The sequence below is a fragment of the Devosia sp. 2618 genome (genome assembly GCF_040546815.1).
GTDB lineage: Bacteria > Pseudomonadota > Alphaproteobacteria > Rhizobiales > Devosiaceae > Devosia.
Window position 1 is genome coordinate 4,187,645 of sequence record NZ_JBEPOO010000001.1, and the last position, 23,272, is coordinate 4,210,916.

Annotated in this window: 22 protein-coding genes and 1 tRNA gene; 7 read left to right on the plus strand and 16 right to left on the minus strand. The window is 61.9% G+C overall.

Annotation, left to right across the window (positions count from 1 at the left end):
- Positions 1 to 2: 2 nt before the first annotated feature.
- The gene (locus ABIE28_RS20765; protein WP_354066303.1) at positions 3 to 1,016 is read right to left on the minus strand and encodes an FAD:protein FMN transferase; all 1,014 of its coding nucleotides are present in this window, start codon (positions 1,014 to 1,016) and stop codon (positions 3 to 5) included.
- Positions 1,016 to 3,154 carry a 4Fe-4S binding protein gene (locus ABIE28_RS20770; protein WP_354066304.1) on the minus strand — a complete coding sequence of 713 codons (2,139 nt, stop codon included), beginning with the start codon at positions 3,152 to 3,154 and terminating at the stop codon, positions 1,016 to 1,018. The genes ABIE28_RS20765 and ABIE28_RS20770 overlap by 1 nt, the downstream gene beginning before the upstream one ends.
- A 269-nt stretch (positions 3,155 to 3,423) precedes the next feature.
- Between ABIE28_RS20770 and ABIE28_RS20775 the strand changes: the two genes are divergently transcribed.
- On the plus strand, positions 3,424 to 3,780 hold the full coding sequence (locus ABIE28_RS20775) for a DUF6693 family protein (protein ID WP_354066305.1): 357 nt from the start codon (positions 3,424 to 3,426) through the stop codon (positions 3,778 to 3,780).
- Here the strand turns inward: ABIE28_RS20775 and ABIE28_RS20780 are convergent.
- Both ABIE28_RS20780 and ABIE28_RS20785 read right to left on the minus strand, forming a co-directional pair.
- Positions 3,777 to 4,004 (minus strand): sulfurtransferase TusA family protein, encoded by a 228-nt coding sequence (locus ABIE28_RS20780; protein WP_354066306.1) that lies wholly within the window; start codon positions 4,002 to 4,004, stop codon positions 3,777 to 3,779. The two genes, ABIE28_RS20775 and ABIE28_RS20780, sit on opposite strands and share 4 nt — an antisense overlap.
- Positions 3,994 to 4,491 (minus strand): CAP domain-containing protein, encoded by a 498-nt coding sequence (locus ABIE28_RS20785; RefSeq protein WP_354066307.1) that lies wholly within the window; start codon positions 4,489 to 4,491, stop codon positions 3,994 to 3,996. The genes ABIE28_RS20780 and ABIE28_RS20785 overlap by 11 nt, the downstream gene beginning before the upstream one ends.
- 175 nt (positions 4,492 to 4,666) lie before the next feature.
- On the opposite strand from ABIE28_RS20785, the gene ABIE28_RS20790 reads away from it, so the two are divergent.
- The gene (locus ABIE28_RS20790; RefSeq protein WP_354066308.1) at positions 4,667 to 4,978 is read left to right on the plus strand and encodes a hypothetical protein; all 312 of its coding nucleotides are present in this window, start codon (positions 4,667 to 4,669) and stop codon (positions 4,976 to 4,978) included.
- A gap of 26 nt (positions 4,979 to 5,004) precedes the next feature.
- On the opposite strand, the gene ABIE28_RS20795 is transcribed toward ABIE28_RS20790, so the two are convergent.
- Positions 5,005 to 5,081 (minus strand) — tRNA-Arg (locus tag ABIE28_RS20795).
- A 92-nt stretch (positions 5,082 to 5,173) separates the two neighbouring features.
- Positions 5,174 to 6,283: a helix-turn-helix transcriptional regulator gene (locus tag ABIE28_RS20800; RefSeq protein WP_354066309.1), complete on the minus strand. Its 1,110-nt coding sequence runs from the start codon at positions 6,281 to 6,283 to the stop codon at positions 5,174 to 5,176.
- A gap of 350 nt (positions 6,284 to 6,633) precedes the next feature.
- Here ABIE28_RS20800 and ABIE28_RS20805 point away from each other — a divergent pair, with 350 nt between their 5' ends.
- Positions 6,634 to 7,443 (plus strand): thermonuclease family protein, encoded by an 810-nt coding sequence (locus ABIE28_RS20805; protein ID WP_354066310.1) that lies wholly within the window; start codon positions 6,634 to 6,636, stop codon positions 7,441 to 7,443.
- A gap of 32 nt (positions 7,444 to 7,475) precedes the next feature.
- Positions 7,476 to 8,918, plus strand: coding sequence for a M48 family metalloprotease (locus ABIE28_RS20810; RefSeq protein ID WP_354066311.1), 1,443 nt, complete (start codon positions 7,476 to 7,478; stop codon positions 8,916 to 8,918).
- A 63-nt stretch (positions 8,919 to 8,981) separates the two neighbouring features.
- On the opposite strand, the gene ABIE28_RS20815 is transcribed toward ABIE28_RS20810, so the two are convergent.
- The 5 genes from ABIE28_RS20815 to ABIE28_RS20835 all read right to left on the minus strand — a co-directional run bounded on the left by ABIE28_RS20815 (position 8,982) and on the right by ABIE28_RS20835 (position 13,041).
- A complete protein-coding gene (locus ABIE28_RS20815; protein WP_354066312.1) occupies positions 8,982 to 9,182 on the minus strand; it encodes a Flp family type IVb pilin in 201 nt (66 codons plus the stop codon).
- 23 nt (positions 9,183 to 9,205) lie between these two features.
- Positions 9,206 to 9,607, minus strand: coding sequence for a (deoxy)nucleoside triphosphate pyrophosphohydrolase (locus ABIE28_RS20820; protein ID WP_354066313.1), 402 nt, complete (start codon positions 9,605 to 9,607; stop codon positions 9,206 to 9,208).
- Positions 9,604 to 10,350, minus strand: a complete 747-nt coding sequence (locus ABIE28_RS20825) for a GNAT family N-acetyltransferase (RefSeq protein WP_354066314.1) — start codon at positions 10,348 to 10,350, stop codon at positions 9,604 to 9,606. The genes ABIE28_RS20820 and ABIE28_RS20825 overlap by 4 nt, the downstream gene beginning before the upstream one ends.
- A gap of 1 nt (position 10,351) precedes the next feature.
- Positions 10,352 to 11,584 (minus strand): bifunctional glutamate N-acetyltransferase/amino-acid acetyltransferase ArgJ, encoded by a 1,233-nt coding sequence (argJ, locus tag ABIE28_RS20830; protein ID WP_354066315.1) that lies wholly within the window; start codon positions 11,582 to 11,584, stop codon positions 10,352 to 10,354.
- Positions 11,585 to 12,111: 527 nt separating this feature from the next.
- Entirely contained in the window at positions 12,112 to 13,041 is a 930-nt protein-coding gene (locus ABIE28_RS20835; RefSeq protein ID WP_354066316.1) for a peptidylprolyl isomerase, read from the minus strand.
- A 378-nt stretch (positions 13,042 to 13,419) separates the two neighbouring features.
- Between ABIE28_RS20835 and secA the strand changes: the two genes are divergently transcribed.
- A complete protein-coding gene (gene secA / locus ABIE28_RS20840; protein ID WP_354066317.1) occupies positions 13,420 to 16,164 on the plus strand; it encodes a preprotein translocase subunit SecA in 2,745 nt (914 codons plus the stop codon).
- 513 nt (positions 16,165 to 16,677) lie between these two features.
- On the opposite strand, the gene ABIE28_RS20845 is transcribed toward secA, so the two are convergent.
- From ABIE28_RS20845 to ABIE28_RS20865, 5 genes are all read right to left on the minus strand, one after another.
- Entirely contained in the window at positions 16,678 to 17,313 is a 636-nt protein-coding gene (locus tag ABIE28_RS20845) for a hypothetical protein (RefSeq protein ID WP_354066318.1), read from the minus strand.
- 141 nt (positions 17,314 to 17,454) lie between these two features.
- A complete protein-coding gene (locus ABIE28_RS20850; RefSeq protein WP_354066319.1) occupies positions 17,455 to 18,477 on the minus strand; it encodes a L,D-transpeptidase family protein in 1,023 nt (340 codons plus the stop codon).
- 328 nt (positions 18,478 to 18,805) lie between these two features.
- Positions 18,806 to 19,759, minus strand: coding sequence for an acetyl-CoA carboxylase carboxyltransferase subunit alpha (locus ABIE28_RS20855; RefSeq protein ID WP_354066320.1), 954 nt, complete (start codon positions 19,757 to 19,759; stop codon positions 18,806 to 18,808).
- Positions 19,760 to 20,142: 383 nt separating this feature from the next.
- Positions 20,143 to 21,051, minus strand: a complete 909-nt coding sequence (gene xerD / locus ABIE28_RS20860; RefSeq protein ID WP_354066321.1) for a site-specific tyrosine recombinase XerD — start codon at positions 21,049 to 21,051, stop codon at positions 20,143 to 20,145.
- Positions 21,048 to 21,266, minus strand: coding sequence for a hypothetical protein (locus ABIE28_RS20865; RefSeq protein WP_354066322.1), 219 nt, complete (start codon positions 21,264 to 21,266; stop codon positions 21,048 to 21,050). Before ABIE28_RS20865 ends, xerD begins: the two co-directional genes overlap by 4 nt.
- Before the next feature lie 223 nt (positions 21,267 to 21,489).
- Between ABIE28_RS20865 and ABIE28_RS20870 the strand changes: the two genes are divergently transcribed.
- Together ABIE28_RS20870 and aroB are read left to right on the plus strand one after the other, a co-directional pair.
- On the plus strand, positions 21,490 to 22,080 hold the full coding sequence (locus ABIE28_RS20870; RefSeq protein ID WP_354066323.1) for a shikimate kinase: 591 nt from the start codon (positions 21,490 to 21,492) through the stop codon (positions 22,078 to 22,080).
- Positions 22,080 to 23,192 carry a 3-dehydroquinate synthase gene (aroB, locus tag ABIE28_RS20875; protein WP_354066324.1) on the plus strand — a complete coding sequence of 371 codons (1,113 nt, stop codon included), beginning with the start codon at positions 22,080 to 22,082 and terminating at the stop codon, positions 23,190 to 23,192. Before ABIE28_RS20870 ends, aroB begins: the two co-directional genes overlap by 1 nt.
- Positions 23,193 to 23,272 lie beyond the last annotated feature (80 nt).

Genomic DNA, 23,272 nt, shown 5'->3' on the forward strand with positions numbered 1-23,272 from the left:
ATCTATGCCGTGGTGCCATCGCGCCGCGTCAGCACGGCCCGCGTATTGGGATAGAGCGCCAGCAATGACGCCTTGGCCCCTTCACCCGAGACGAAAATCGCCGTCGACAGCCCATCGGCCAACATGGCGCGCGGCGCGACCACGCTGACATCGAGCAGGCGCTTAGCGCTGCGTCCGCTGGCCGGATCAAAGATATGATGCAGGTCCGACCCCGGGAAATGCTGGCCATAACCACCGGATACGGCCATGGCTTCATTGCTGATGGCGATGGTGCGGTTGACCTCCAGCGCATTGAGCGGGTTCTTGAGGCCGATAGTCCAGGCGCCGCCCTCGGGTCGCCCGCCGATGGCGCGGGTTTCACCTACGTCGACCATGCTGTTGTCAAAGCCTTCCTGCTGCAACAGGTCGGCGATCCGGTCGGTGATATAGCCTTGCGCAATGCCGTTGAGCGTCACTGCCATGCCGGGCCTGGCAAAGCGCACCTGCCGGGGACCGATCTCAATCTGGCGATAATCGACCAGCGATCGTGCCCCATCGATGGCCAAGGCTGAGGGTCCCGAAATGGCGTTCGGTTGATTGCGAAAATGCTCGCTATAGAGCCGCCATAGCGGCTGCACGGTGGGATCGAAGGCGCCATTGCTGGCAGCAGCGATGTCGCGAGCGGCCTCAAGCACAGCCACCAGATCGGGCGAGGCGGTTGCAAGGCGACCATCCTGATTGAGCCGGGAGAGTTCGCTGTCGTGACGGAACAGGCTGAACACCAGTTCCAGGCGTTCGACCTCGCTGCGCATACGGGCAATGGTCGAGCGGGCAAAGGCGGCATTGGGGTTCCATAGCGTCAGGCTTGCCGGGCCGCCCAGCGACTCGCCATGCCAGGTCTGAAACGATGGCTGTTCGCCGAGCCTGCTGATCCCGGCAATGCCGAGTGGCAGGGCCAGCGTCGCCGCCAGCACCTTGATCGTTTGGCGGCGCGACCATTTCGACGGCGCGTTTTGGGAGATGGATGTTTCACTCATCACTTGGCCACCGCGCTGCGTGTGAACACCGGAACATTTGGACCCTGCGCGACGGCGGACCGTTCGCGCAATTTGCGCTGCTTGGCCAAGGGCGGGCAGCGGTGGTCGTCGTAATATTCCACCTGGCAGTCGAGGCATTGGAAGCACTCGGCCATGTTGATCTTGCCGGACGGCTCGATGGCACGCACCGGGCAACTGCGCTCGCACAGCTTGCACGGGCTGCCACATTCCGGCCGGCGCTTGAGCAGCGTCAGCAGGTGTAGCCGGTCAAGGATCGCCAGAGCGCCACCCAGCGGGCAGAGGAAGCGACAGAACGCCCGCTCGGTAAAGAGGCCGATGGAGAGCAGCACGACCGCGTAAAGCACATAGGGCAGGGCGCGGACGAAGTGGGTGGAAATGGCGGTCTTGAACGGCTCGATATCGGCGGCGACCGATCCTGCCGTTGGTGCCAGAAAGGCCAGCCCGACAACGAGAACGAAGGACGCATATTTACCCCACCACAGCTTGCTCTGCAGTTTGGCGCTCGGGTTCCATTGCGGCAGGCGCAGCAGTCGCGCGGTCTGGGCCAGCAGTTCCTGCAAAGCGCCGAAGGGGCAGAGCCAGCCGCAGAACACGCCGCGCCCGATCAGGACCAGCGAGATAGCCACATAGACCGAGATCATCACGATCAGCGGCTCGGCCAGATAGAAGCCGATATCGAGGTTCTGGAACGGCGCCTTGAGGTAGTTGATGACGTGAACGATGGACAGTTGGGCGCCAACGCCCCAGCCGAGCCAGACCAGCGTGAAAACCAAAAAGCCGTTGCGCACCCAACGGTGCAGAATGCGATGGCGCGTCAGAAATGGCTGCAGCGCAAAAATGGCGGTCAGGATCGTCAGCGCCAGCCCCAGGATCAGCACCTCGTTGCGGCTCTGCTCCCAGGCCTCCACCCAGGCCGGAACCGGGTCAGGCTCGGGCATGAGGATGTGCTTGGCGGGCAGAGAATAATCGAGCGGCGGCAGCACGACGGTTGTCGTGGCCCCCGTCGCATCGCGCGCGCGAACGAGGATTTCCACCCGCCAGGGTTCGAGAGGGTCAAAACCACTATCGGGCGGCAGCAGTACAAGGCCGCTGACCTTGCCGAAGGGCGATTGTGCTCGCATGAACCGCGTTTTGTCGAATTCAAAGGTCAGATCGCCCTGCCGGATGCGCAGGCGCTCAAGATGGCCACCGCTCGACTGGTTCTGAAAAGCGTAGCCGAGGAAATCATAGCGTCCGTTGGAGGACAGAAAGATGGCCTGAGTACCCTTTGGATAGTCGGCAAAAATCAGGTCATGACTACCGCGTCGAACGACGTTGCGTCCGATCATCGCTGGCGTGGCAAGGCCGGTATAGAGCTGCAGATAGGTATCGTCGGGTCCGCCCGTGGGCGGGATTTCGGGCATCGCGGCCCCGGCCTGCTGCATCACCTGAGCCAGATCGGCATTGGTGACGGTCATCGTGGTGATCGAGCCGTCTTCCAACAGTGCATCGAGGCTGGTTGGGATATAACTGTCGATATCGAGTGTCGGTTCGATGATCACCGGCCGGCCGAGCCGGGCGCTCAGCACCATACGCGCGCTGTCGCGGATGGCGTTGCGGAAGGCGCGGCCGGACGTCGTCGCCCCAGCGATAAACTCGGGTTTGGGCCCATCCGAAGCGCCGGTGCGCGATGACATGCCCGCCGTGGCGACCATGAATTTTTGCGTCAGGTTGGTGAGGCGCTCGTCCTCGATGATCAGCGGTTCGCGGTGGAAGAGGCTCACTGCGCCGGTGATCTGTCCCTCAAGGTTCACACCCGCAACGACATCGAACGGGGTGCCCGAATAGCCATGGGCGCGCACGACGTCGAGCGTCGAAAACACATAGCCGACCACCGCGTCGCCCTGATAGGCGGCCGCCGCCGGTGGTCCGCCATCGTCGAGAATTTCGATGCGGTCGGCGCCCGGAAAGACGGCGCGCAGCACTTCGGGCGTCACGCGCTCGGCGAGTGCGGGGGTATTTTCCACATAGTCGTATTCAACGGCATTGGCGAAGGATGCGGATAAAAACCATAGGCATAAAATAGCGCGGACAAAAAAAGCCGCCAGCGGGGCGACCTGCCCTTTAGGACTAAACAATTCAAACCTCTCCCCCCGTCGGACTTTGTCCTGACAGATGCACTAGGGCTACGCCTATTTTCTAGGCAGGGGAAGATGGCCGCGATCACGAACTGACCGATCGGTCAAACGCGCCCAGCTGGCGGGCTGCATGCAGGATAGATATGTGTGCAGTCGCCGCAATTGCGCTTGCTAAAATTTACAGCAAACGTCGATGATTACAGTTGTTCGTGGCGGTAGCTGCTGAAATCGGGGCGGCACGTCTTGTGGTGTACAATGCAGAGGCATGAATGAGTGATATTTCTCGGCCGCGCGCCGTGCGGTTCAAGGCAGACTTTGGTATTGGCGATACGATCGGGGCGATCGTGATCTGGATTGTCTTGAGCATCGTGACGCTGGGTCTCGCCCTCTTCGTATTCCCCTATTACCTCAACAAAGACGTACTCAATAAGACGCGCGTGCTCGATGCGGGTGGTCGCGAAATCGGGCGGCTCAATTGCCGGTTCAACCTCGCCTCCTCGATTGGTCACGTGATCATCTGGATCATTTTGATCCTCGTCACGCTGGGGCTAGCGTCGTTCTTTTATCTCTACCGCGTGCTGCGCGTGGTCATCAACGAGACCGAGATCGAGTATTTCGACCGCTAGCCCGTGGTGATGGTGAAGGCCATCACGTCGTCCTCAGTGCTTAGCGTGTAGCTGTGGCCCTGCTGGCGGCAGTAAAGCGGGATGTCGATCTTGGCCATCGGATCGGTGGCCAGCACAACGAGAACAGCGCCGGCGGGCAGACCCGCCAGGCGCTTTTCCATTTTGAGGACAGGCAGCGGGCATTTGAGCCCGCGCGCATCGATTGTTTCAGGCTCAGTTGCCAAGCACGAGCACCCAGTGAATGCCATAGCTCGAGCTTGGATTGAACGAGACGGCAACGCCGGCCTTGGTGGCATTGGCGTTAAGGCCAGCCGCGTCTGCCGGATTGTTGCGCCATCCCGAGAAGGTCTCGGCAAAGGTGGCGTAGCCGGCGCTGAGCTTCATCACGTTGAGGCCCTGTGGGGTCTTGGGTGGCGTGCCGGTCTGGGAATACTGGTTGGCGAGCGCCTGTGCGGTGCCGTCCAGCGCTGGGTCCGAGATCAGTGCTGGCAGGCCATTGGTGGCGCGGAACGCATTGATGATGCCGATGGCCTGCGCCCGATCAAGCGTTGCGCCCGGCTGGTCCATACGGGCCGAAAGGCCGGGCGACAGGGCAGTGGCGCTACTGCCGCCGCCACCACCGCCGCCCATGCTGCAGGCAGCAAGGGCTGCGCCCACGAGGATGACGGCGAGTGGCATAACGGCCGGCTTGAAGTGGCGCAAAACGGTCATGGATCTATCCTGAGTGAAAGGCAATTGTGGCGCACTAGGCGGCCAGCAAGGCCAAAAGATGGTTGCCCCTTGATAACCCAATAGCCCTGCCATCACCTTAACAGGCCGACGAATCATCGCTCACCGGGCCGTGATCGCCGACATTTGAAGACGTGAACAGGCAGGATATGCACACTTGCTGACGGTCATCGACGAAGCAGGACCAAATGAAGGCCAATGGCAATTGCTCGAAGAGGGCGACGCCCTTTTCCTCAACGCCTATTGCAGCCACAGCTTCATCGACTACGCGTTCCTGATGCAGTTGACCGCCGATGAGATCACACGCTTTCGGGCGTCCGGCCGGGATTATCTCACGACGTTGGCCTATGACGTGCACTGGACCGCGCCTATCGTGAAGGCCAGCAAATCACCCTACAAAAACCGCAACCTGACGCCGACCCGCGGGGGCGAAGTGGTGGCCGCGCTGAACGCGTGGGCGCAGCGCTAGCCGGGACATTTCCAGAGATGGGAAGGTGGTGATCTCGACGGGATTCGAACCCATGACCCCCGGATTAGGAATCCGGTGCTCTATCCTGCTGAGCTACGAGACCACTCGGGTTGATTAGCAAATGTGTGGTGCCAGCGAAAGCCCGCATGCGGCGCTGGGATGGGGGCAATTGGTCGAGGATAGGCGCGGCGCTGCCTAGTGCTCGCTGCGGCCGCGCAGTTTTTCGATGATCAGCATAAGTTCCACCTGCCGGTTGATGGCCAGCTTCTGGAAAATCCGCGACAGGTGGGTGCGGGCGGTTTCGTAGCCCATGTTGAGGCTGGTCGCGGTTTCGCGCAGGGGCAGGCCGGCGCCAACCGATGCGGCAACCAGTGCCTCGCTGCGGGTGAGGCCCAGCAGGCTGACCAGCTTTTCGGCGGGCACGGCGGGCCGATGCACCAGATCCTTGACGAGGATAATGGCGGCGGCATCGGCAAACACATCGACGCCGGTGCGGGGCAGGGCGATGACTTCCAGCAGCACCGCCGGCCGGCCCTCGGTGGTTAGCAGCACGGCGCCGCTGTCGGGCTGGCCAGATGGAGGTTTGGCAATGGCCTGTCGGATCAGATCTTGTAGCAGATTGTTGGCGCCGACATCGGTCGCCTGAAGGCGCCCGCCTCTGAAATAGGCCACGGGCGAAAGCGTGTTGATGGCTTGCGGAGAGGCCCAACTGATCTTGCTGTTGAAGTCGACAGTGAGCAATGCGCCGGAGGTCTGTTGCCACAGGCTGCGGGTCGCGCCCTCCACGGCTACCGAAACTTCACTGGCGACAGTAATGATCCGCCTGAGTTGCGGAAGCATCGCCTGCAGGGCAGGTGTATCGGCCCTGTCGAATGGCTCCTGGGTGGTACCGCGCACCAGGCTCAGCGCCCATCGTTGCCCATGCAATGTAAAGCCCACGGCGGCAAACCAAGGCATACCAATCTTGTAGAAGAACTCCTGGTAGTAGGGATGGGATTTTCGTTCTTCTTCGGTAGAGAGTTCGTGTTCGAAGAAAATACTGCGATGCTGCGATATCAGGGGCCAGGCGCGCTGGCCTCGTAGGTCTTTGAGGTGCCAGCCCTGCGCCACGAAGTCCTCGAACATGCCGCCAAGCGCGCCGCCAAGTGGAATGCCACGTTCGACCCCGGCTGGATCGTCTGTCATGATGAAGGCGCCTGCCGCGTTAAAGCTTGTGGCCACGGCATCCAGACCGGCCGACCATGGCGTTGATCGGACTGCTGCTTCAAACAGCAGATCGACGGCATATTCGATCGACCCGGTCACATCCCACCCACAAGTGTAGGCTCAGATCAATCGATTTGCATGCGATGAAGAGGCCACCATTCTTAAATGAATTTAACGTTGCTGCCCTATCGAGGCAACCAAGTCTGCGATCCGAAAAAGGAAAAATTTCCTCTGCATCCATTTTATCTCAACAAAGCAAGTCAGGTTGCGGTGCTGATTCGATTGGGCAACAAAAACTGCGGGTGAGATGATCTCTGCTTACTGGCGCGATTTTTGTGCGAATTCTGCATCAGAAACAAATTTATTGATTTCGACTGGAGCCACATCCTCGTTCATCATTTTTTGCCGTATTTGGGTGCATGGTGAACAAAATCTTTCCGGGGCCTGATTTGCTCAAGACCAGTCTCGTTCGCCTAGCGACCCTTGCGGCCCTGTCGTCCTCTGCGGTGGCAAGCCTGGCCTGCGAGCAATTGCGCATGGCGACGGGCGGGATTGTCGTGTCGGTGACCGATGGCGATACGGTCGAACTCGATGATGGCCGGATCGTCCGAATGATCGGCACGCAGGCCCCCAAGTTACCGCTGGGCCGTGATAATTTCGAAACTTGGCCCTTGGCGCCGGAGGCCAAAACCGCGCTTGAAGCGATGGCTTTGAACAAGCCGGTGCGGCTCGGTTTTGGGGGCGAGCAGATCGACCGCTATGGCCGCACACTGGCCCATGTCTTTGTCGAGGCGGCCGACGGCGAAATCTGGGCGCAGCGGGAGATGGTCGCCAAGGGTCTGGCGCGGGTCTATTCGTTCCCCGATAACCGCGCCTGTCTCGAATTGTTGTTCGCGGCGGAAGGGCGCGCCCGCCTCGCCAGACTTGGCATCTGGGCCGATCCCTATTACAGCGTTCGGTTAGCGGATGCGCCGGGCGACCTCCTCAGCCGGGCAGGACACTATGAACTTGTAGAAGGCCGGATACTGCTCGCCGAAAAGCGGGGCGGGCGGGTCTATCTCAATTTCGGCCGGTTCTGGAAGGAAGACTTCACGGCCGTGATCGAGGGAGCGGCCCTGCGCATCTTTACCGAGGCGGGAATCGACCCGCTGGTGTTAAACGGTGCTTTAGTGCGTATTCGCGGCTGGGTGGATGATCGGGATGGTCCACGCATCGAACTGACACATCCCGAGCAGATCGAGGTATTGGCGACACAATGACGGGCAAAGGGCAAATCGCCAAAGGATGGCGCATGGGTGTGCTGGCCGCATTGCTGCTGGCATTGAGCGCGTGCACGAGCCTGACCGGGTCGAACATCGCGGTCTCCAAGACTGGCGATAACCCGGCGCCGACTGTCGTGCCGGAAGGCACCGACCCGGAAGACGTGGTCATCGGTCGTCGCGAGCATCCGCGCATCATCGCGGCCTATGGTGGGGTGTATTCCGATCGTCCGGCCGAGATCATGGTCGCGCGTATTGTCGGGCGCCTGCTGGCCGCTGCCGATCAGCCCAATGCCCAGTTCCAGGTCACCATTCTCGATAGTTCCGAGGTCAACGCCTTCGCGCTGCCCGGCGGCTATATCTATGTCACGCGCGGTATTCTGGCGCTGGCGTCAGATACGAGCGAACTCGCGGCCGTGCTGGCGCACGAAATCGCTCACGTCACGCTGCGCCATGCGCGCGCCCGTACCGACCGCACCCGCACCACCCAGATCGTTGATCGCGTCATCACGGGCGTCTTTGGTGGCGATACCTCGACGGACGCGACCGCGAACCGCACGCGCCAGTCGATGGCTGCGTTCAGCCAGAACCAGGAGCTCGAAGCGGACCGCGAAGGCATCAAGTTTGCCGGCAAGGCAGGCTACGATCCGCGCGCTGCCGCACGGTTCCTGGGCGTCATGAGCCGGTTTGCCAGCTTCTCAGTGGGCGAAAATGGCGGCGAGGGCTTCCTGTCCTCCCACCCCACTACGCCCGCGCGCATCCAAAAGGCGCTCGACACCGCCAGCACCATGTTCGGCCAGTCACAGGTTGGCGAAACTGACCGCGATGGCTATCTGGCTTCGATCTCCGGCCTGACCTTCGGCGATAGCCCATCGCAGGGTTCGATTGTCGGCCGTCGCTTTATCCACACCGCGTCTAAGTTCACCTTCACGGTGCCCAACGGCTATACGCTGCAAAACTCGCAAAGCGCCGTTGTTGGTGTCGCTGGCGACGGCGAGGCTGTGCGCTTTGACAGCGCCGACGTGCAGTCAAACGTGTCGCTTGCTGACTATCTCAAGTCCGGGTGGATCGCGGGCCTCAAGGCCAATAGCGTCACGACGCAGAGCTTTAACGGCATCGAAATGGCGTCTGGCGTGGCGCAGACCGATCAGTGGTTCTTCCGCGTCTCGGTCATGCGGCTCGATGGTCAGGTCTACCGCTTCATCTTTGCCGCCAAGGCCGATAGCGCCCGCTTTGCCCAAGGTGCCGAAGCGACCCTCAAGAGCTTCCGCCGCACCGATGCGTCCGATCTCGGTCAGGTGCGCAAGGTTGCCGTGCGCGTCGTCACCGCCAAGGCTGGCGATACGGCTGACTCGTTGGCGCGCCAGATGGGCGGGCTCAATCGCGGTACCGAACTGTTCTACATCATCAACGACCTCTATCCCGGCGACCGCATCACGGCCGGCATGAAGTACAAGGTTGTGACGCTGCAATAGCGCACAGCACTGGATGGCATTCGGCTCGGATGAGCCGGATGCACATGGCAGAGCCCGTACCGCTTAATGCATCTTGGTGGTTTGTTCGGCGATGACCCGGCCAGCGCTGCCGGCGCCGCCATCGAGCAGGCCGACCACGTGCTCGCCCAAAATCGTGAAGCTGCCGATTGCCGCAACGGCGACGAGTGCTGCGAGCAGGCCATATTCAATGGCCGTCGCGCCTGACTCGTCGGCGAGGAAACCTCGAAGCTTACATCCCAGCATGCCCGTCCCCGCATCGCTCTGTCCTAGAGCAGGTCACACAAAGCGGCGACCAGTGGCTCATCGGCCGGTGGCATCGGGTAGTCGCGCAATTGTTGCGGACGGACCCATTTCAGGGCCGTATGTTCGCGCAACTGAGGCGTTCCCTGCCACTTTCGGCAGACGTAAAGTGGCATTAACAGGTGAAAATTCTCGTAAGAATGACTGGCGAATGATATCGGTGCCAGACACGCTGTCTTGGTGGTAATGCCCAGTTCTTCCTCGAGTTCGCGGATCAGTGCCGCCTCGGGAGACTCACCCGGCTCCACCTTGCCGCCGGGAAATTCCCACAGCCCTGCCAAAGACTTACCCTCGGGGCGCTGGGCGATCAGCACGCGGCGGTCGCTATCGACCAGGGCGCAGGCGACGACGAGAAGCAGTTTGTTCATGCGGCACCCGGAACGCGATAGCTGTAGTCATACTGATGGGCATAGCCGAGGCCTCTATAGAGCGCGATTGCCGCGGCATTGTCCGCCTGCACATTGAGCGCCGCCACGGTTGCGCCTTCGCGCTTGGCCCAGGCGAGCCCCGAATGCATCATCGCAGAAGCCAGGCCCTGGCGGCGACGGGTGCTGTCCGTGACGACATTGCCGGTCACGACGATGCCGTCGGCCACCGCCATAATGGACGTGGCCACAGCCTTGCCATCACGCGCCAGAACGACGCCAATGGCGGGCACGGTCAACGCGGCCAGCAGGTTCTTCAGCCCGGTCACCGTCGCCTCATCATAGCCGCTCAGCTTTTGCGAGGCGGCCACAAACTTCGGGTCGAGCACGGGCAGGAATTGTGCCTCTTTGTCCGCCTCGTGATCGCCAAGTTCCATGGCGAACTGGTGGCTCTGGTCAATCTCTACCCAACCGGATTCATCGAGCGTGGCATTGAGTTCGGGGCTCGACAGCGGCGTAATCCGGAACACCGGACGCAGCTTGCGGATCACCATCCAGGTGCTGGCCGAAATCACGCGCAAGTCGGCGTCTTCGAAATCATCGGGGTCAAGGCACTGAACCGAATTGGCGCGCTTGGTATAGCCGCCTGCCGCGCGCCGGATCCACGATCCGTCCCATCTTTCCTCAATGCCGGGCCAGGCCTTCAGCCCGGCCCGCTCAAAGGCCTCAACGCTGGGCAAGGCCATATCAGCTCCGATAGTCGCCATTGATGGTGATATAGCCATGCGTCAGATCGCAGGTGTAAACCGTTGCGCGACCATCGCCGAGCCCGAGCGACACGGTCAGCTCAAGATCCTCGCCCTTCATGTAGGCGGACGTGGCAGCTTCGTCGTAAACGGCGGCGCGTTCGCCGTCCTTGGCCACCAGCAGGTCGCCGAAGCGGATCGCCAGTTTATCGCGGTCAGCCGGTTCGCCGGCCTTGCCCACTGCCATCACGACGCGACCCCAATTGGCGTCTTCGCCGGCAATGGCGGTCTTGACCAGCGGGCTGTCGGCAATCGCCTTGGCGATGCGGAAGGCGCTGGCGTCGGAGGCTGCGCCTTCGACATGGATAGACACCTGCTTGGTGGCGCCTTCGCCGTCGCGCACGACCTGAATGGCCAACTCGAACAGCACGTCCTTGAGCGCTTCGCCAAAGATTCCGGCGCGCGGATCATCAAGGCTCTCGATCGGCTCAACACCGGCCTTGCCGGTGGCAAAAGCCAGCAGCGTATCGGAGGTCGAGGTGTCGCTATCGACGGTGATGGCGTTAAAGCTGGTCTGCACATGCTGGGACAGCAGCGCCTGCAGGACCGGGGCGGCGATTGGCATGTCGGTGACGACAAAGCTCAGCATCGTCGCCATGTCCGGCGCGATCATGCCGCTGCCCTTGGCAATGCCGTTGATCTTCACTTCGACGCCGTCGATGTCCAAAATGGCGCCCGACAGTTTCGGGAAGGTGTCGGTGGTCATGATGGCCTTGGCCGGGTCCATCCACGGGCCGTCGCCGAGACGGGTCGCCATGGTGTCGAGCACACCGGCAAACTTGCTGGCATCGAGCGGCTCGCCGATCACGCCGGTCGAGGCGAGGAAAATCTCTGACGGGGCGCAGCCCAGCGCCTTGGCGGCATAGTCTGCGGTCAGCTCGACGCTTTTCTGGCCCTTGGTGCCGGTAAAGGCATTGGCATTGCCCGAATTGACCACAAGGCCCCGCGCCTTGCCGCCCGGCAGGTTGGCTTTGCACCAGTCAACGGCCGCCGACGAGCACTTGGACTTGGTGACGACGCCTGCAGCGGTGGTGCCTTCATCGAAGGCCATCAGCAGCACGTCGGTACGGTTCTTGTACTTGATGCCGGCTTCAGCCGTCGCAAAGCGCACGCCGGCGATGGCGGGCAACTCCGGATAGGATTTGGGAGCAAGAGGAGAAACCGGAATAGCCATAGTGCCGAGCCTTTGAGGACGAGTTGACGATCCGGTTTGCCTCAAAGACATGTCAATGACAAGGCGAAGCAAAGCCCCGCGCCCACAAAGGCGTGGAGGCGGGGAGAGGAGAGCAGATGACACCTCGCAAAGCCCTCAGTCAGCATCCCCTCGCCCCTCAGGGGAGAGGGTAGCGCCGCCGGGCGCTCTTGCGACCAGGCAAAGCTAGGGTGAGGGGTGAGATGTCGCGACAGGTCACGGATTTGCAGTCCGCTGCACCACCCGGCCCCTCACCCGGCGCTGCGCGCCGACCTCTCCCCGGAGGGGCGAGGTGAGGTGCTGACTGAAAGGCTTTGCCCCACCATGTCATTAGCAATCCACCACGTCATTCCCGCGCAGGCGGGAATCCCATCTTCTCACGTGCACGGAAAAGGGAGATCCCCGCTTTCGCGGGGATGACGCCGAGGTTGGTGGCGACACAGTAAAATGCGCAACGCTCCACCCAAGAAAAAGGCCCCCGAACCTTACGTTCGGGGGCCCCAAAATTCTTACTGCGCGGCGCCGGCTTCAGTCTCGGTCTGGGCATCCACCGCAGCCTTGAGGGCGGCGTCCGGGATGTCGATCGTGACGTCGGCCATCAGGCGGGCGACGGTTTCGTCGAAGGTGGTCATCAGCAGCTGCTGCTGGAGCTGACCGGCGACCTGTTCGAAGGTCGGTGGGGTCGACTCACGCTTTTCTTCGAGCTTGATGACGTGCCAGCCAAACTGGGACTGCACCGGATCGGACACCTGGCCGACATCCTTGAGTGCGAAGGCTGCGGCTTCAAATGGCGCGACCATCATGCCCTTGCCGAAGAAGCCGAGATCGCCGCCATTGGCTGCGCCTGGATCGATCGACTTTTCCTTGGCGACGGTGGCGAAATCAGCGCCGCCATCGAGCTGGGCCTTGACGGCTTTGGCTTCTTCTTCGGTTGGCACGAGGATGTGGCTGGCGCGAATTTCTTCGGCTGGCTTAAAGTCTGCAACGAACTTGTCGTATTCGGCGCGCACGGCTTCCTCGGTCACCGCATTGGCAATGGCGTCGGCGAAATAGGCGCGGCGCAGCGAGCGATCTTCAAGATACTGCAGGCGCTGCTTGAACAGCGGCGTTGCGTCCATGCCGGCGTCCTTGCCGGCCTTGGCCATCACCTTCATGTCGATCAGAACGCGCAGCAGGAACGGCTTGCGCTGGTCGGGTGGCATCTGGCTGAGTTCCTGGGTCAGGTCCTCGGCCGCAAAGCCCAGATCAGCTTCGGTGATGGGCTGGCCACCAACGGTTGCCACGACGGTGTCTGGCGAAACGGGGGCAGGGGCGGCAGCTGCCGGAGCGGCCGCAGCAGGCGCCGCGTCCTGTGCGATGGCGGGCGCCAGCGCACCGGCTGCCAGCATAAGGGCAAGACCGCTCGCAGTCAGGGCGAGGCGCAACGGGGAAGAAATCATTAAATCAGTCTCCTTGGCCGGCGCCTTCTGGTGCGTCCTGGCTCGCTGGTGATCGGCACTGCGCGTCGCGCAAGTTTTCTCGCCTGCACTCACACGTCAACGGGGCCAAAATGTGCCGCGCCGCAATTGGCGAGCAACCAATGACAAGAAATCCCGTTCCTGCCGGGGTTTCCGGCGGGGCTTGCGAGGTGTGGCGCATTTCGTTGACGTTGACAAGACAAGGCCTCGCTCTTACATCTCACGCGCTTTTTCCCCCGCCCGCCGGGACAACAGAAATTCAAAGCCGGAAAGGCTTTCTCATCGCGTCGACGCGGCCGAACGGGCCTATCCGCACCTCCCCCGCCGCACCGCGATGAGTTCGTAATAAGGACCTGACATATGGCACTTGCTGCGCTCGCCCGGCGGATTTTCGGGTCTCCGTCCGACAGGCACGTCAAACGCTTCCACGGCAAAGTGGCCGCGATCAACGCGCTTGAGGCGGACCTGGAAAAGCTGACCGACGACCAGTTGCGGGCGCGGACCGCCGAGTTCAAGGATCAGCTCGCCAAGGGTGCTGATCTCGATGATTTGATCGTGCCCGCTTTCGCCACCGTCCGTGAAGCCAGCAAGCGCGTGCTCGGCATGCGCCACTTCGACGTGCAGCTGATCGGTGGCATGGTGCTCAACGATCGCTCGATTGCTGAAATGCGCACCGGCGAAGGCAAGACCCTCGTGGCAACGCTCGCTGTGTACCTCAATGCCCTGACGGGCCTTGGCGTTCACGTCGTCACCGTCAACGATTACCTGGCCCGCCGCGACGCCAGCTGGATGGGTCAGCTCTACAATTTCCTCGGCCTGAGCTATGGCATCATCGTCCATGGCCTCAGCGATGCTGAGCGTAAAGCTGCCTACGATGCCGACATCACCTACGGCACCAACAACGAATTCGGCTTCGACTATCTGCGCGACAACATGAAATATACGCGCGCCCAGATGGTGCAGCGCGGCCATGCTTTCGGCATCGTCGACGAAGTTGACTCGATCCTGATCGACGAAGCCCGCACGCCGCTGATCATTTCGGGTCCGTCCGATGACCGCAGCGAACTCTACCTCACCCTCGATGCGCTGATGCCGATGATCGGCGAAGACGATTTCGAGCTCGACGAAAAGCAGCGCGCCGCGACCTTCACCGATCAGGGTATCGAAAAGCTTGAAGCCAAGCTGGCTGAAGACGGTCTGCTCAAGGGCGATTCGCTCTATGACGTGGAAAACGTCGCGCTGGTGCACCATGCCAATTCGGCCCTGCGTGCCCACAAGCTGTTCCGCAAGGACAAGGATTACATCGTCCGCAATGACGAAGTGGTGATCATCGACGAATTTTCTGGCCGCATGATGCCGGGCCGCCGCTATTCGGAAGGTCTGCATCAGGCCCTCGAAGCCAAGGAGCGCGTCAAGATCCAGCCTGAAAACCAGACGCTGGCGTCGATCACCTTCCAGAACTATTTCCGCCTCTACAAAAAGCTGGCCGGCATGACCGGTACGGCGGCGACGGAAGCCGAAGAATTTGCCGACATCTACAAGCTCGACGTCGTCACCGTGCCGACCAATATGCCGATCCAGCGTCGGGATGACGAAGACGCCATCTTCCGCACCGCCGCCGAGAAGTTCGACGCGATTGCCGAGCTGATCAAGGATGCTCATGGCCGCGGCCAGCCGGTGCTGGTTGGCACCACCTCGATCGAAAAGAGCGAGATGCTGGCCGAAATTCTGCGCAGCAAGGGCGTTGGTGAAATGAACGTGCTCAATGCCAAGCAGCATGAGCTCGAAGCCTATATCGTGGCTGACGCGGGCCTGCCCGGCGCCATCACCATCGCCACCAACATGGCCGGCCGTGGTACCGACATTCAGCTCGGCGGTAATCTCGAAATGCGCATCGAGAAGGAAGCCACCGGCCTTGAAGGCGCCGAGCGCGACGCCAAGATCGCCGACATCAAGAAGACCATTGCCGAGCACAAGGCGCAGGCACTGGCTGCGGGTGGCCTGATGGTCATCGGCACCGAACGCCATGAATCGCGCCGTATCGACAACCAGCTGCGTGGCCGTTCCGGCCGTCAGGGCGATCCGGGCCACTCGGCCTTCTTCCTGTCGCTGCAGGACGACCTGATGCGCATCTTCCCGGTCGACAGCATGGATTCCATGCTCGGCAAGCTCGGTCTTGAGCAGGGCGAGTCGATCACCCATCCTTGGGTCACCAAGGCGATCGAACGCGCCCAGGGCAAGGTCGAAGCGCGCAACTTCGACATCCGCAAGAACATCCTCAAATACGACGACGTGATGAACGATCAGCGCAAGGTGATCTTCGAGCAGCGCATCGAAATGATGGATGCCGAAGACGTCAGCGAGACCGTCAGCGAAATGCGCCATGACGTGGTCGACAACATCGTCGGCAAGGCCATTCCACCGCGCTCCTATCCCGAGCAGTGGAATGTCGAGCAGCTCGAAGCTGCCGCCAAGACCTATCTCAATATCGACGTGCCGGTGAAGGACTGGGCTGCCGAAGAAGGCATCGACGCCGAAATCGTCACCGAGCGCCTGCTGGCTGCTGCCGATGCGCAGGTTGCCGACAAGGAAGCCCGTACGCTGGCAAAGTTCGCCGAAGCCGGCCAGCCGATGCCGACGATTATGCGCCAGATGGAAAAGAACATCCTGCTGCAGTCGATCGACGGTCTGTGGCGCGAGCATCTGGTGACGCTCGATCACCTGTCCAAGGTTGTGGGCTGGCGCGGTATCGCCCAGCGCGACCCGCTGACCGAATACAAGCAGGAAGCCTATGAGCTGTTCCAGACCCTTCTGGCCAGCATGCGCGAACTGGTGACGACCCAGATGAGCCATCTCGAGCTGCAGCCGCGCCCCGTCGCGCCGCCAATGCCCGATCTGAGTCGCCTGCAGGAAACCCATATCGACCCCCTGACCGGCGAGAACGACGCCGATGGCGGCGATACCATCGCCGACTCGCTGGGGGCCGTGGGCGGCGATCCATCGCTGCGGCCAATCGATCCGGCTTTGCTGGTCGGCGTCGCGCGCAACGCCCCATGCCCATGCGGCTCGGGCAAAAAGTTCAAACACTGCCACGGTGCGTTCTAAGCGCTTCGGCTCGATGAATACGAAAAGGCCCGGAGCAATCCGGGCCTTTTGTTTTTTGGGGCACACCCGCGTGGTTCGAGGCGCGTGAGGAACGCGCGCCTCACCATGAGGGTTACTGGAACACTTCACAGAGGATAGCCCTCATGGTGAGGCGGAAGCGCAGCGACCCTCGAACCACGAGGGCGGCCGACCGATCCGCTACTTCAATCCCCAATCCACCAGTCGACACCCTCCCCCTTGAGGGGAGGGATCAAGGGAGGGGGTGAGCCCCGCCCACCGCACTCTCGGACAAATACCCCCACCCTGCTCGATCACGGACTTAGCTAAAGCTAAGCCCTATCTCGCGTCCCTCCCCTCAAGGGGGAGGGTGGTCGACTGCGATACTGGTGGCAAAAAGAGGTAGTCAAACCACCACAGCGCTGTCCCCGGGCTCGACCCGAGGACCACGTCAAACCTGCGCTGTTCTGCGCGTGACCCTCAGGTCAAGCGGTGCGTATGGCGGGCACTAAGCCCTCAGCAGGTCACCCGGATTTCCGCAAACCCGGTCATGCCGTTCTCACCTGCTGAGACCACGCCGAGCATGCAGCTGGTGCCCGGCATGGCGATGGTGCCGCCGGCGGCGATCACAGTGCCGTCCTGCAGGGTGACGAAGCCGTTATCGACCGCTGCCATCTCGATGCTCGCGGCGACGCCGCAGATTGGATAGGCGTCGCCCGCCGAGATCAGGAAGCGCGTGCCCTGGGGCATGCAGTCGCCCTGAGAGGCCGCGGCGCTAGTTGGGGCGGCTTCGGGTGCTGCAATGGCTGGAAGGCTGCTGGTGGCCGCCGCTGGCGCTTCACGCCAGCTTTCCTCCAGCACCGACAGCCGGTTGGACAGATCCTGCAGGGCCGCGGTGTCGGTGGTCGATGGCGTGCCCTGTTGGCGGCCAAACAGTTCAAGGCTGAGTCGGATCTGGGCGATGTCGGTCGAGATGCGCACGATATCGCGCTGCGTCTGCGCATAGACCCAGGCGCTGGCGCCAATGGCGGCAACGCCCACCAGCCCGGCGACAAAGCTGAGCACAGTGGTTCCGGCGAGGCCGCGACGCTGCTTTTTGGGCATATCGAGCGCAGGTTTTGGCTCACTCTGGACCAATGGTGTTTCTTCCAAAGCGATCGTCTCCATCCTGTCCGGCACGCTTCACATCGTCGCCGATTGCGGCTCAGATATGGTCATGTCGGGCCTGCATTGCCTATCCATTGCAGCGCCCGTGCTGTGGCGGACTATACGCCACTTTGGGCGCGCGGTCGCCTATGGACGCTGGGGCGTCGGCATGGGCTGTGGCGCAGGCTGGCCGGACATGACGGGCGGGACATTGGCATCGGCATTGCCGCCGAAGACGCCACCGATATTGTTGAGGAAGCCGTTGACCGCCTGACCGCGGGCCTTGAGCGCTGCCTCTTCGGCGGCGAGCCGCGCGGCCTTTTGGGCTTCGCTTTCGACCGCCGAGACGAAGGCGGCTTCATCGGCCTGCTGCTTGGCGGTGAGGCTTGCATCCTTGGTAACAACGGGGCAGGGGCCGAGCGGGTTGAGCGCGCCGCCGCCGGGGGCGTTGAAGATGTATTGCAGGTTGCAGACATCCCAGGTTGGCGGGGCCTTGTTCAGCTCGAACAGGTCATAGCCTTCCTTGATGTTCTTCCAGAATGCCAGATGCGGGCTGGCGGACTGCTTGGCCATATTGGCCGCCGTCATGCGGAAGGGGAAAATCTGCAGCTGGAAGCTTGGATTGCCGCCCTTGAAGGTTTCGCGGGCCAGCCCGAAGATTTCGGCGATGCCGGCATCGGTCATGGCGTAGCAGCCCACCGATTTGCAATCGCCATGCACCATCAGGTTCGAGCCGCTGCGGCCATTGGCGCGGTCAAACTTATTGGGAAAGCCGGTGTTGAAGGCCAGGTAATAGGCCGATTTCGGGTTCATCAGGCCGGGCGAGATCGTGTAGAAACCCTCGGGGCTCTGGCGATCGCCTTCCTTGAATTTTGGACCGAGATCGCCCGAATAGGTGCAGATCTCATAGGTCTTGAACAGTTTGAAGGTACCGGCGCTGGTGCGCTTCCACACCTCGAGCGCCTGCTCCTGCTTGAAAATCCGGATGACCATGGCTTCGCCGGGGCCCGAGCCCATGCTGCGCAGACCCGACTGGATCGCGCTTGAGAGCGGCTGGTTGTGACGGTTGTCGCTGGTTTTGGGCAAGAACCCGCCGCAGGCCACCAGCCCGAAGGCCACCCACAGCAGAATGACGACGGAGCAAAATTTGCGAAGAAGTGTGACGGTCACGGTCGTGCGGCCCAGTGGACGAGAACAAGCGCTGACCCATAGGGGTCGATGGTTACCACAGCATGAGTTTTGGTGGTGAACGAAGCCTTACCACGGCGGAAAAATACCGGAAAGCTGGGGCAGATCACGCAAGTGTGTGGGTGGGGACAGAGCAAGAGTACCCCCACCTAACCTCCCCCTATCAGGGGGACTTCGAGCCGGCCGAAGGCAAAATCACGCCAGTGGCGTGATTTTAGGTGAGAAGGCCGTGAGGCCTATGGCCGAACGGCAGGAAGGGGTATCCCCCTCAAGCCCGAAGGCAGCGTCACGAATGGAGATGGACCGCGCCCTAAAGCACAGTCCCGATCGCCAGGAACTTCTCGCGGCGGTGTTCGCGCACTTCCAGACGTCCCTTGTTGTCGAAGTCCGACAGGAAGGTGGCGATGGCCGAGCGGGTCGAATCCATGATGGCTTCGTGGTGGCGATGGGCGCCGCCGGTTGGTTCGCCGATAATGCCGTCGATGACGCCAAAGCCGAGCAAGTCCTGCGCGGTGATCTTTTGGGCCGTCGCCATGTCCTGCGCCTTGGCGGCGTCGCGGAACAGGATCGAGGCGCCGGCTTCTGGCGAAATCACCGAATAGATGGCGTTTTCGAGCATCAGCACGCGGTTGGCTACAGCAATGGCAATCGCGCCACCCGAACCGCCTTCGCCGATGACGATAGCGATATTGGGCACGCCCAGCTCAAGGCACTTTTCGGTCGAGCGCGCGATGGCTTCGGCTTGCCCGCGTTCTTCGGCGCCGATGCCGGGATAGGCACCGGCGGTATCGACGAACGAGATCAGCGGAATGTTGAAGCGGTCGGCCATGTCCATGATGCGGACGGCCTTGCGGTAGCCTTCAGGGCTCGCCATGCCGAAATTGTGCTTGAGGCGCGTCTCGGTGGAGTTGCCCTTTTCCTGGCCGAGGATCGCGACAGACTGGCCGTTAAACCGGCCAAAGCCGGCCTGCAGGGCGGCATCTTCGCGATACTTGCGGTCGCCGGCCAGCGGCGTCCATTCGGTGATCAGCTTGCCGACATAGTCGGAAAAATGGGGACGCTGCGGATGGCGGGCGACCTGGGTCTTCTGCCACGGCGTGAGCTTTTTGTAGATCTCGACCAGCGCCTCGTCGGCGCGGCTGGAGAGCCGGTTGACTTCTTCGTCGATGCTGACGGCCTGGTCGGTTGATGCCATTGCCTTGAGCTCAGCGATCTTGCCTTCAAGATCGGCTACCGGCTTTTCGAAATCGAGATAAGACTGCATCCCACCTGCCTGCTCGAGCCTTCATGCGATGGAGATCGCCGGCTCATTGTTTATTTGCCGCAAAGCGCTTTGCAAAAACTGCTCCGCGCCTTGTCCTTGGGTCTATTGCATAAACCCTATCATATGGGCCGCTGCTGTTGCGCCCTAAAGTGGCCGGAAAGTGGCGATGGCGCAATGCGGAGTCAAGGGTAAGCGGGGATTCTGCTGCTTAAGTTAGGCCAAAGCTAACAGCTTGCTGCACCGTTTGTGCTACGCCCTCGTGGTTCGAGGCTCGTGAAGTACTCGCACCTCACCATGAGGGCTACGCTACACCGGGTGGTCCCAGTAACCCTCATGGTGAGGTGGGAGCGCAGCGACCCTCGAACCACGAGGGTGTGGCACGATCACCCCTCAGCCAGCGGATGATGCGTCTCCACCAGTGTGCGCAATTTCTCGTCCAGCACGTGGGTATATATCTGCGTCGTCGAAATGTCGGCATGCCCCAACAGCATCTGCACTACGCGCAGGTCTGCGCCCCCGGCCAAAAGGTGGCTGGCAAAGGCGTGGCGCAGCACGTGGGGGGCGATACGGCCCGAACTGATCCCGGCGCGGGCGGCCAGCCCCTTGAGGTCGCGGGCAAAAACCTGACGCGACAGATAGCCCTCGGCGCCGCTGGCCGGAAACAGGAACGGGCCGGGCTCAAGCGTTGCCACATAGGTCTTGATGGCGTCGCGGGCGCGGTCGTTGAGCGGCACGATGCGCTCCTTGTTGCCCTTGCCGAGCACGGTCAGGTAGCTGGTGTCGCGCATCACCGCCGAGCGGCGCAGGCTCACCAGTTCGCTGACGCGCAGGCCCGTGGCATAGAGCAGTTCGAGCAGCACATAGAGCCGCAGCGCACCGGCCTGTTTGGCAGCAGAAGCCTCGGCATTGGCTTCACCCTCGGCGGTCGTCAGCAGCCGATCGACCTCGGCAATCGACAGCACTTTCGGCAACGCCCGGCTGCTGCGGGGGCTGGCGACAATACGGGTCGGATCATCGGCGCGCATGCCATCGGCACAGAGGAATTTGTGAAACTGGCGGATCGCCGATAGCCGCCGCGCCGAGGATGACGATGACAGCCCTTCGGCATGCAGCCGGTCGAGATAGGCGTTGACCGTTTCGCGCTCACTGGTGAGCAGCGTCTGGTGCCGCCGCGTGACGAAACCGGCATAGTCGGTCAGGTCGCGCCGATAGGCGTCGATGGTGTTTTTGGCCGCACCGCGTTCGGCGCTCATCATTTCGAGGAACGCGCCGATCAAATGTCCGCCGCTCATGGCGTCACGGGGGCAGGTGCTGCTTCGGCTTCTTCGGCGGGCGCAGCCTGTCCGGGCAATGGCGCCTGGCCCCCGGCCAGGAGGTCACGCGTTGGAATACGCACCGTCACCTCCTTGGGCGTTGGCTCGACATAGGCGATCAGCGCGATCATGCCGGCGTAGAAAAGTCCGCCGAGGAAAAGCAGGGTGATGATAAGTCGGATCAGGGTGGGCATGACGCTCCCGCTTGCAGATTTCTTGCAATTTGCCAGCAAAAGGTTTCGTTTCCGTAGGCATAGTGTGACGGGCAGGCTTTGACTGCAAGTTCTTGACAGGCGAGAGCCGGACGGCTTGATAGCGCCAACACCGGATCATTCTGCTGCAAGTGGGAATGGTTCGATTCCTGATCTGTCGCGGTTTTCTGGCCAACTCGCCTGGAAACGCTGTGGGGAGCGCCTTTTGAACCGACCGGACGCGGCATCGCGACAGGCTCGCGCCGAACAGCTTGTCAGGCAACTTGCCGGCAGGCCGCTTGTACTCGTGGGCATGATGGGCGCGGGCAAGACGACCGTCGGTCGCCGCATTGCCGCAAGGCTGGAGCGCCATTTCCTCGACAGTGACGAGGAAATCGAAAAAGCGGCGCAGATGACCATTCCCGAAATTTTCGAGCAGCGCGGCGAGCCCGAATTTCGCATGGGCGAAACGCGGGTCATCGCCCGTGTGCTCAAGGAAGATGGCGTCGTGCTGGCCACCGGCGGCGGCGCATTCGTCAATCTCGAAACCCGGGCCTTGGTCAAGGACGAGGCGATTTCGGTCTGGCTCAAGGCCGAGATCGATATCCTGTTCGAGCGGGTGTCGCGCCGCTCCAACCGACCCTTGCTCAAGACCGCCAATCCCCGCGCCACGCTCGAAAAGCTGATCGAAGATCGCTATCCCATCTATGCCGAGGCCGATGTGACCGTGGTGTCGCGCGATGTGCCCCAGGATGTGGTGGCCAGCGACGTCATCGACGCCGTGCTCGCCTATCTCAAACGTCAGGACCGCTCCTAATGGCCGATATTGCCCACACCGTTCATGTCGCTCTGGGCGAGCGCGCCTATGACATTCTGATCGGTGACCGGCTGCTGGATGATGCGGGGGCAATTCTGGCCGAGCGCTTCCCCGGTCGCCGCTATGGCATCATCACCGACGAGATGGTGGCGCAGGCGCAATTGCCCCGCCTCATCAAATCGCTCGATGCCGCAGGCCTCGGTCATACCGAAATCATCCTGCCGGCCGGCGAAAGCACAAAGTCATGGGCCTTTCTCGGCCAGGCTGTCGAAGGCATTCTGGCCGCGCGGCTCGAACGCGGCGATCTCATCATCGCCTTGGGCGGTGGGGTGATCGGCGATCTCTCGGGCTTTGCAGCAGCGATCGCGCGACGCGGCATGGATTTCGTGCAGATGCCGACCTCGCTTCTGGCGCAGGTCGATAGCTCGGTCGGCGGCAAGACCGGCATCAATTCCCCGCATGGCAAGAACCTGATCGGCGCCTTCCATCAGCCCAAACTGGTGCTGGCCGACCTCTCCACCCTCGATACGCTCAGCCCGCGCCAGTTCGCTGCCGGCTATGCCGAAGTGGTCAAATATGGCCTGATCGACGATGAAGACTTCTTCTTCTGGCTCGAAGAGCATCAGGCCGAAATCTTCGCCGGTGGCCCGGCGCGCGGCGAAGCCATTGCCCGCTGCTGTGCCCACAAGGCGCGCGTCGTCATCGAAGACGAAAAAGAACTCGGCGTCCGCGCGCTACTCAATCTGGGCCACACGTTTGGCCATGCGCTCGAAAAAGACACCGGTTATTCGGACCGCCTGCTGCATGGCGAAGGCGTCGCCATCGGCATGGTGCTGGCCCACGGCTTTTCCGCCAAACTCGGCCTCGCCCCCAGTCAGGACACCGGCCGCATCGCCGCGCATCTGAAAAAGTCCGGCCTGCCCACCACACTGGCCGACATCCCCGGCACGCTCGGCTCAACCGAGACCCTGATGGCCGCCATCGCCCAGGACAAAAAAGTCACCCGCGGCGCGCTGACCTTCATTCTGACCTGTGGCATCGGACAGGCGTTTATCGAACGCAATGTCGATGGCGCGGCAGTCGCGGCATATCTGGATGAAATGCGGGGCTAAGCCTCTTCCCTCTCCCGCAAGGGGAGAAGGGAAGAGCTCACCCCGCCGCCCCCTTGAACGACGCGTCTCTGCGGCACATT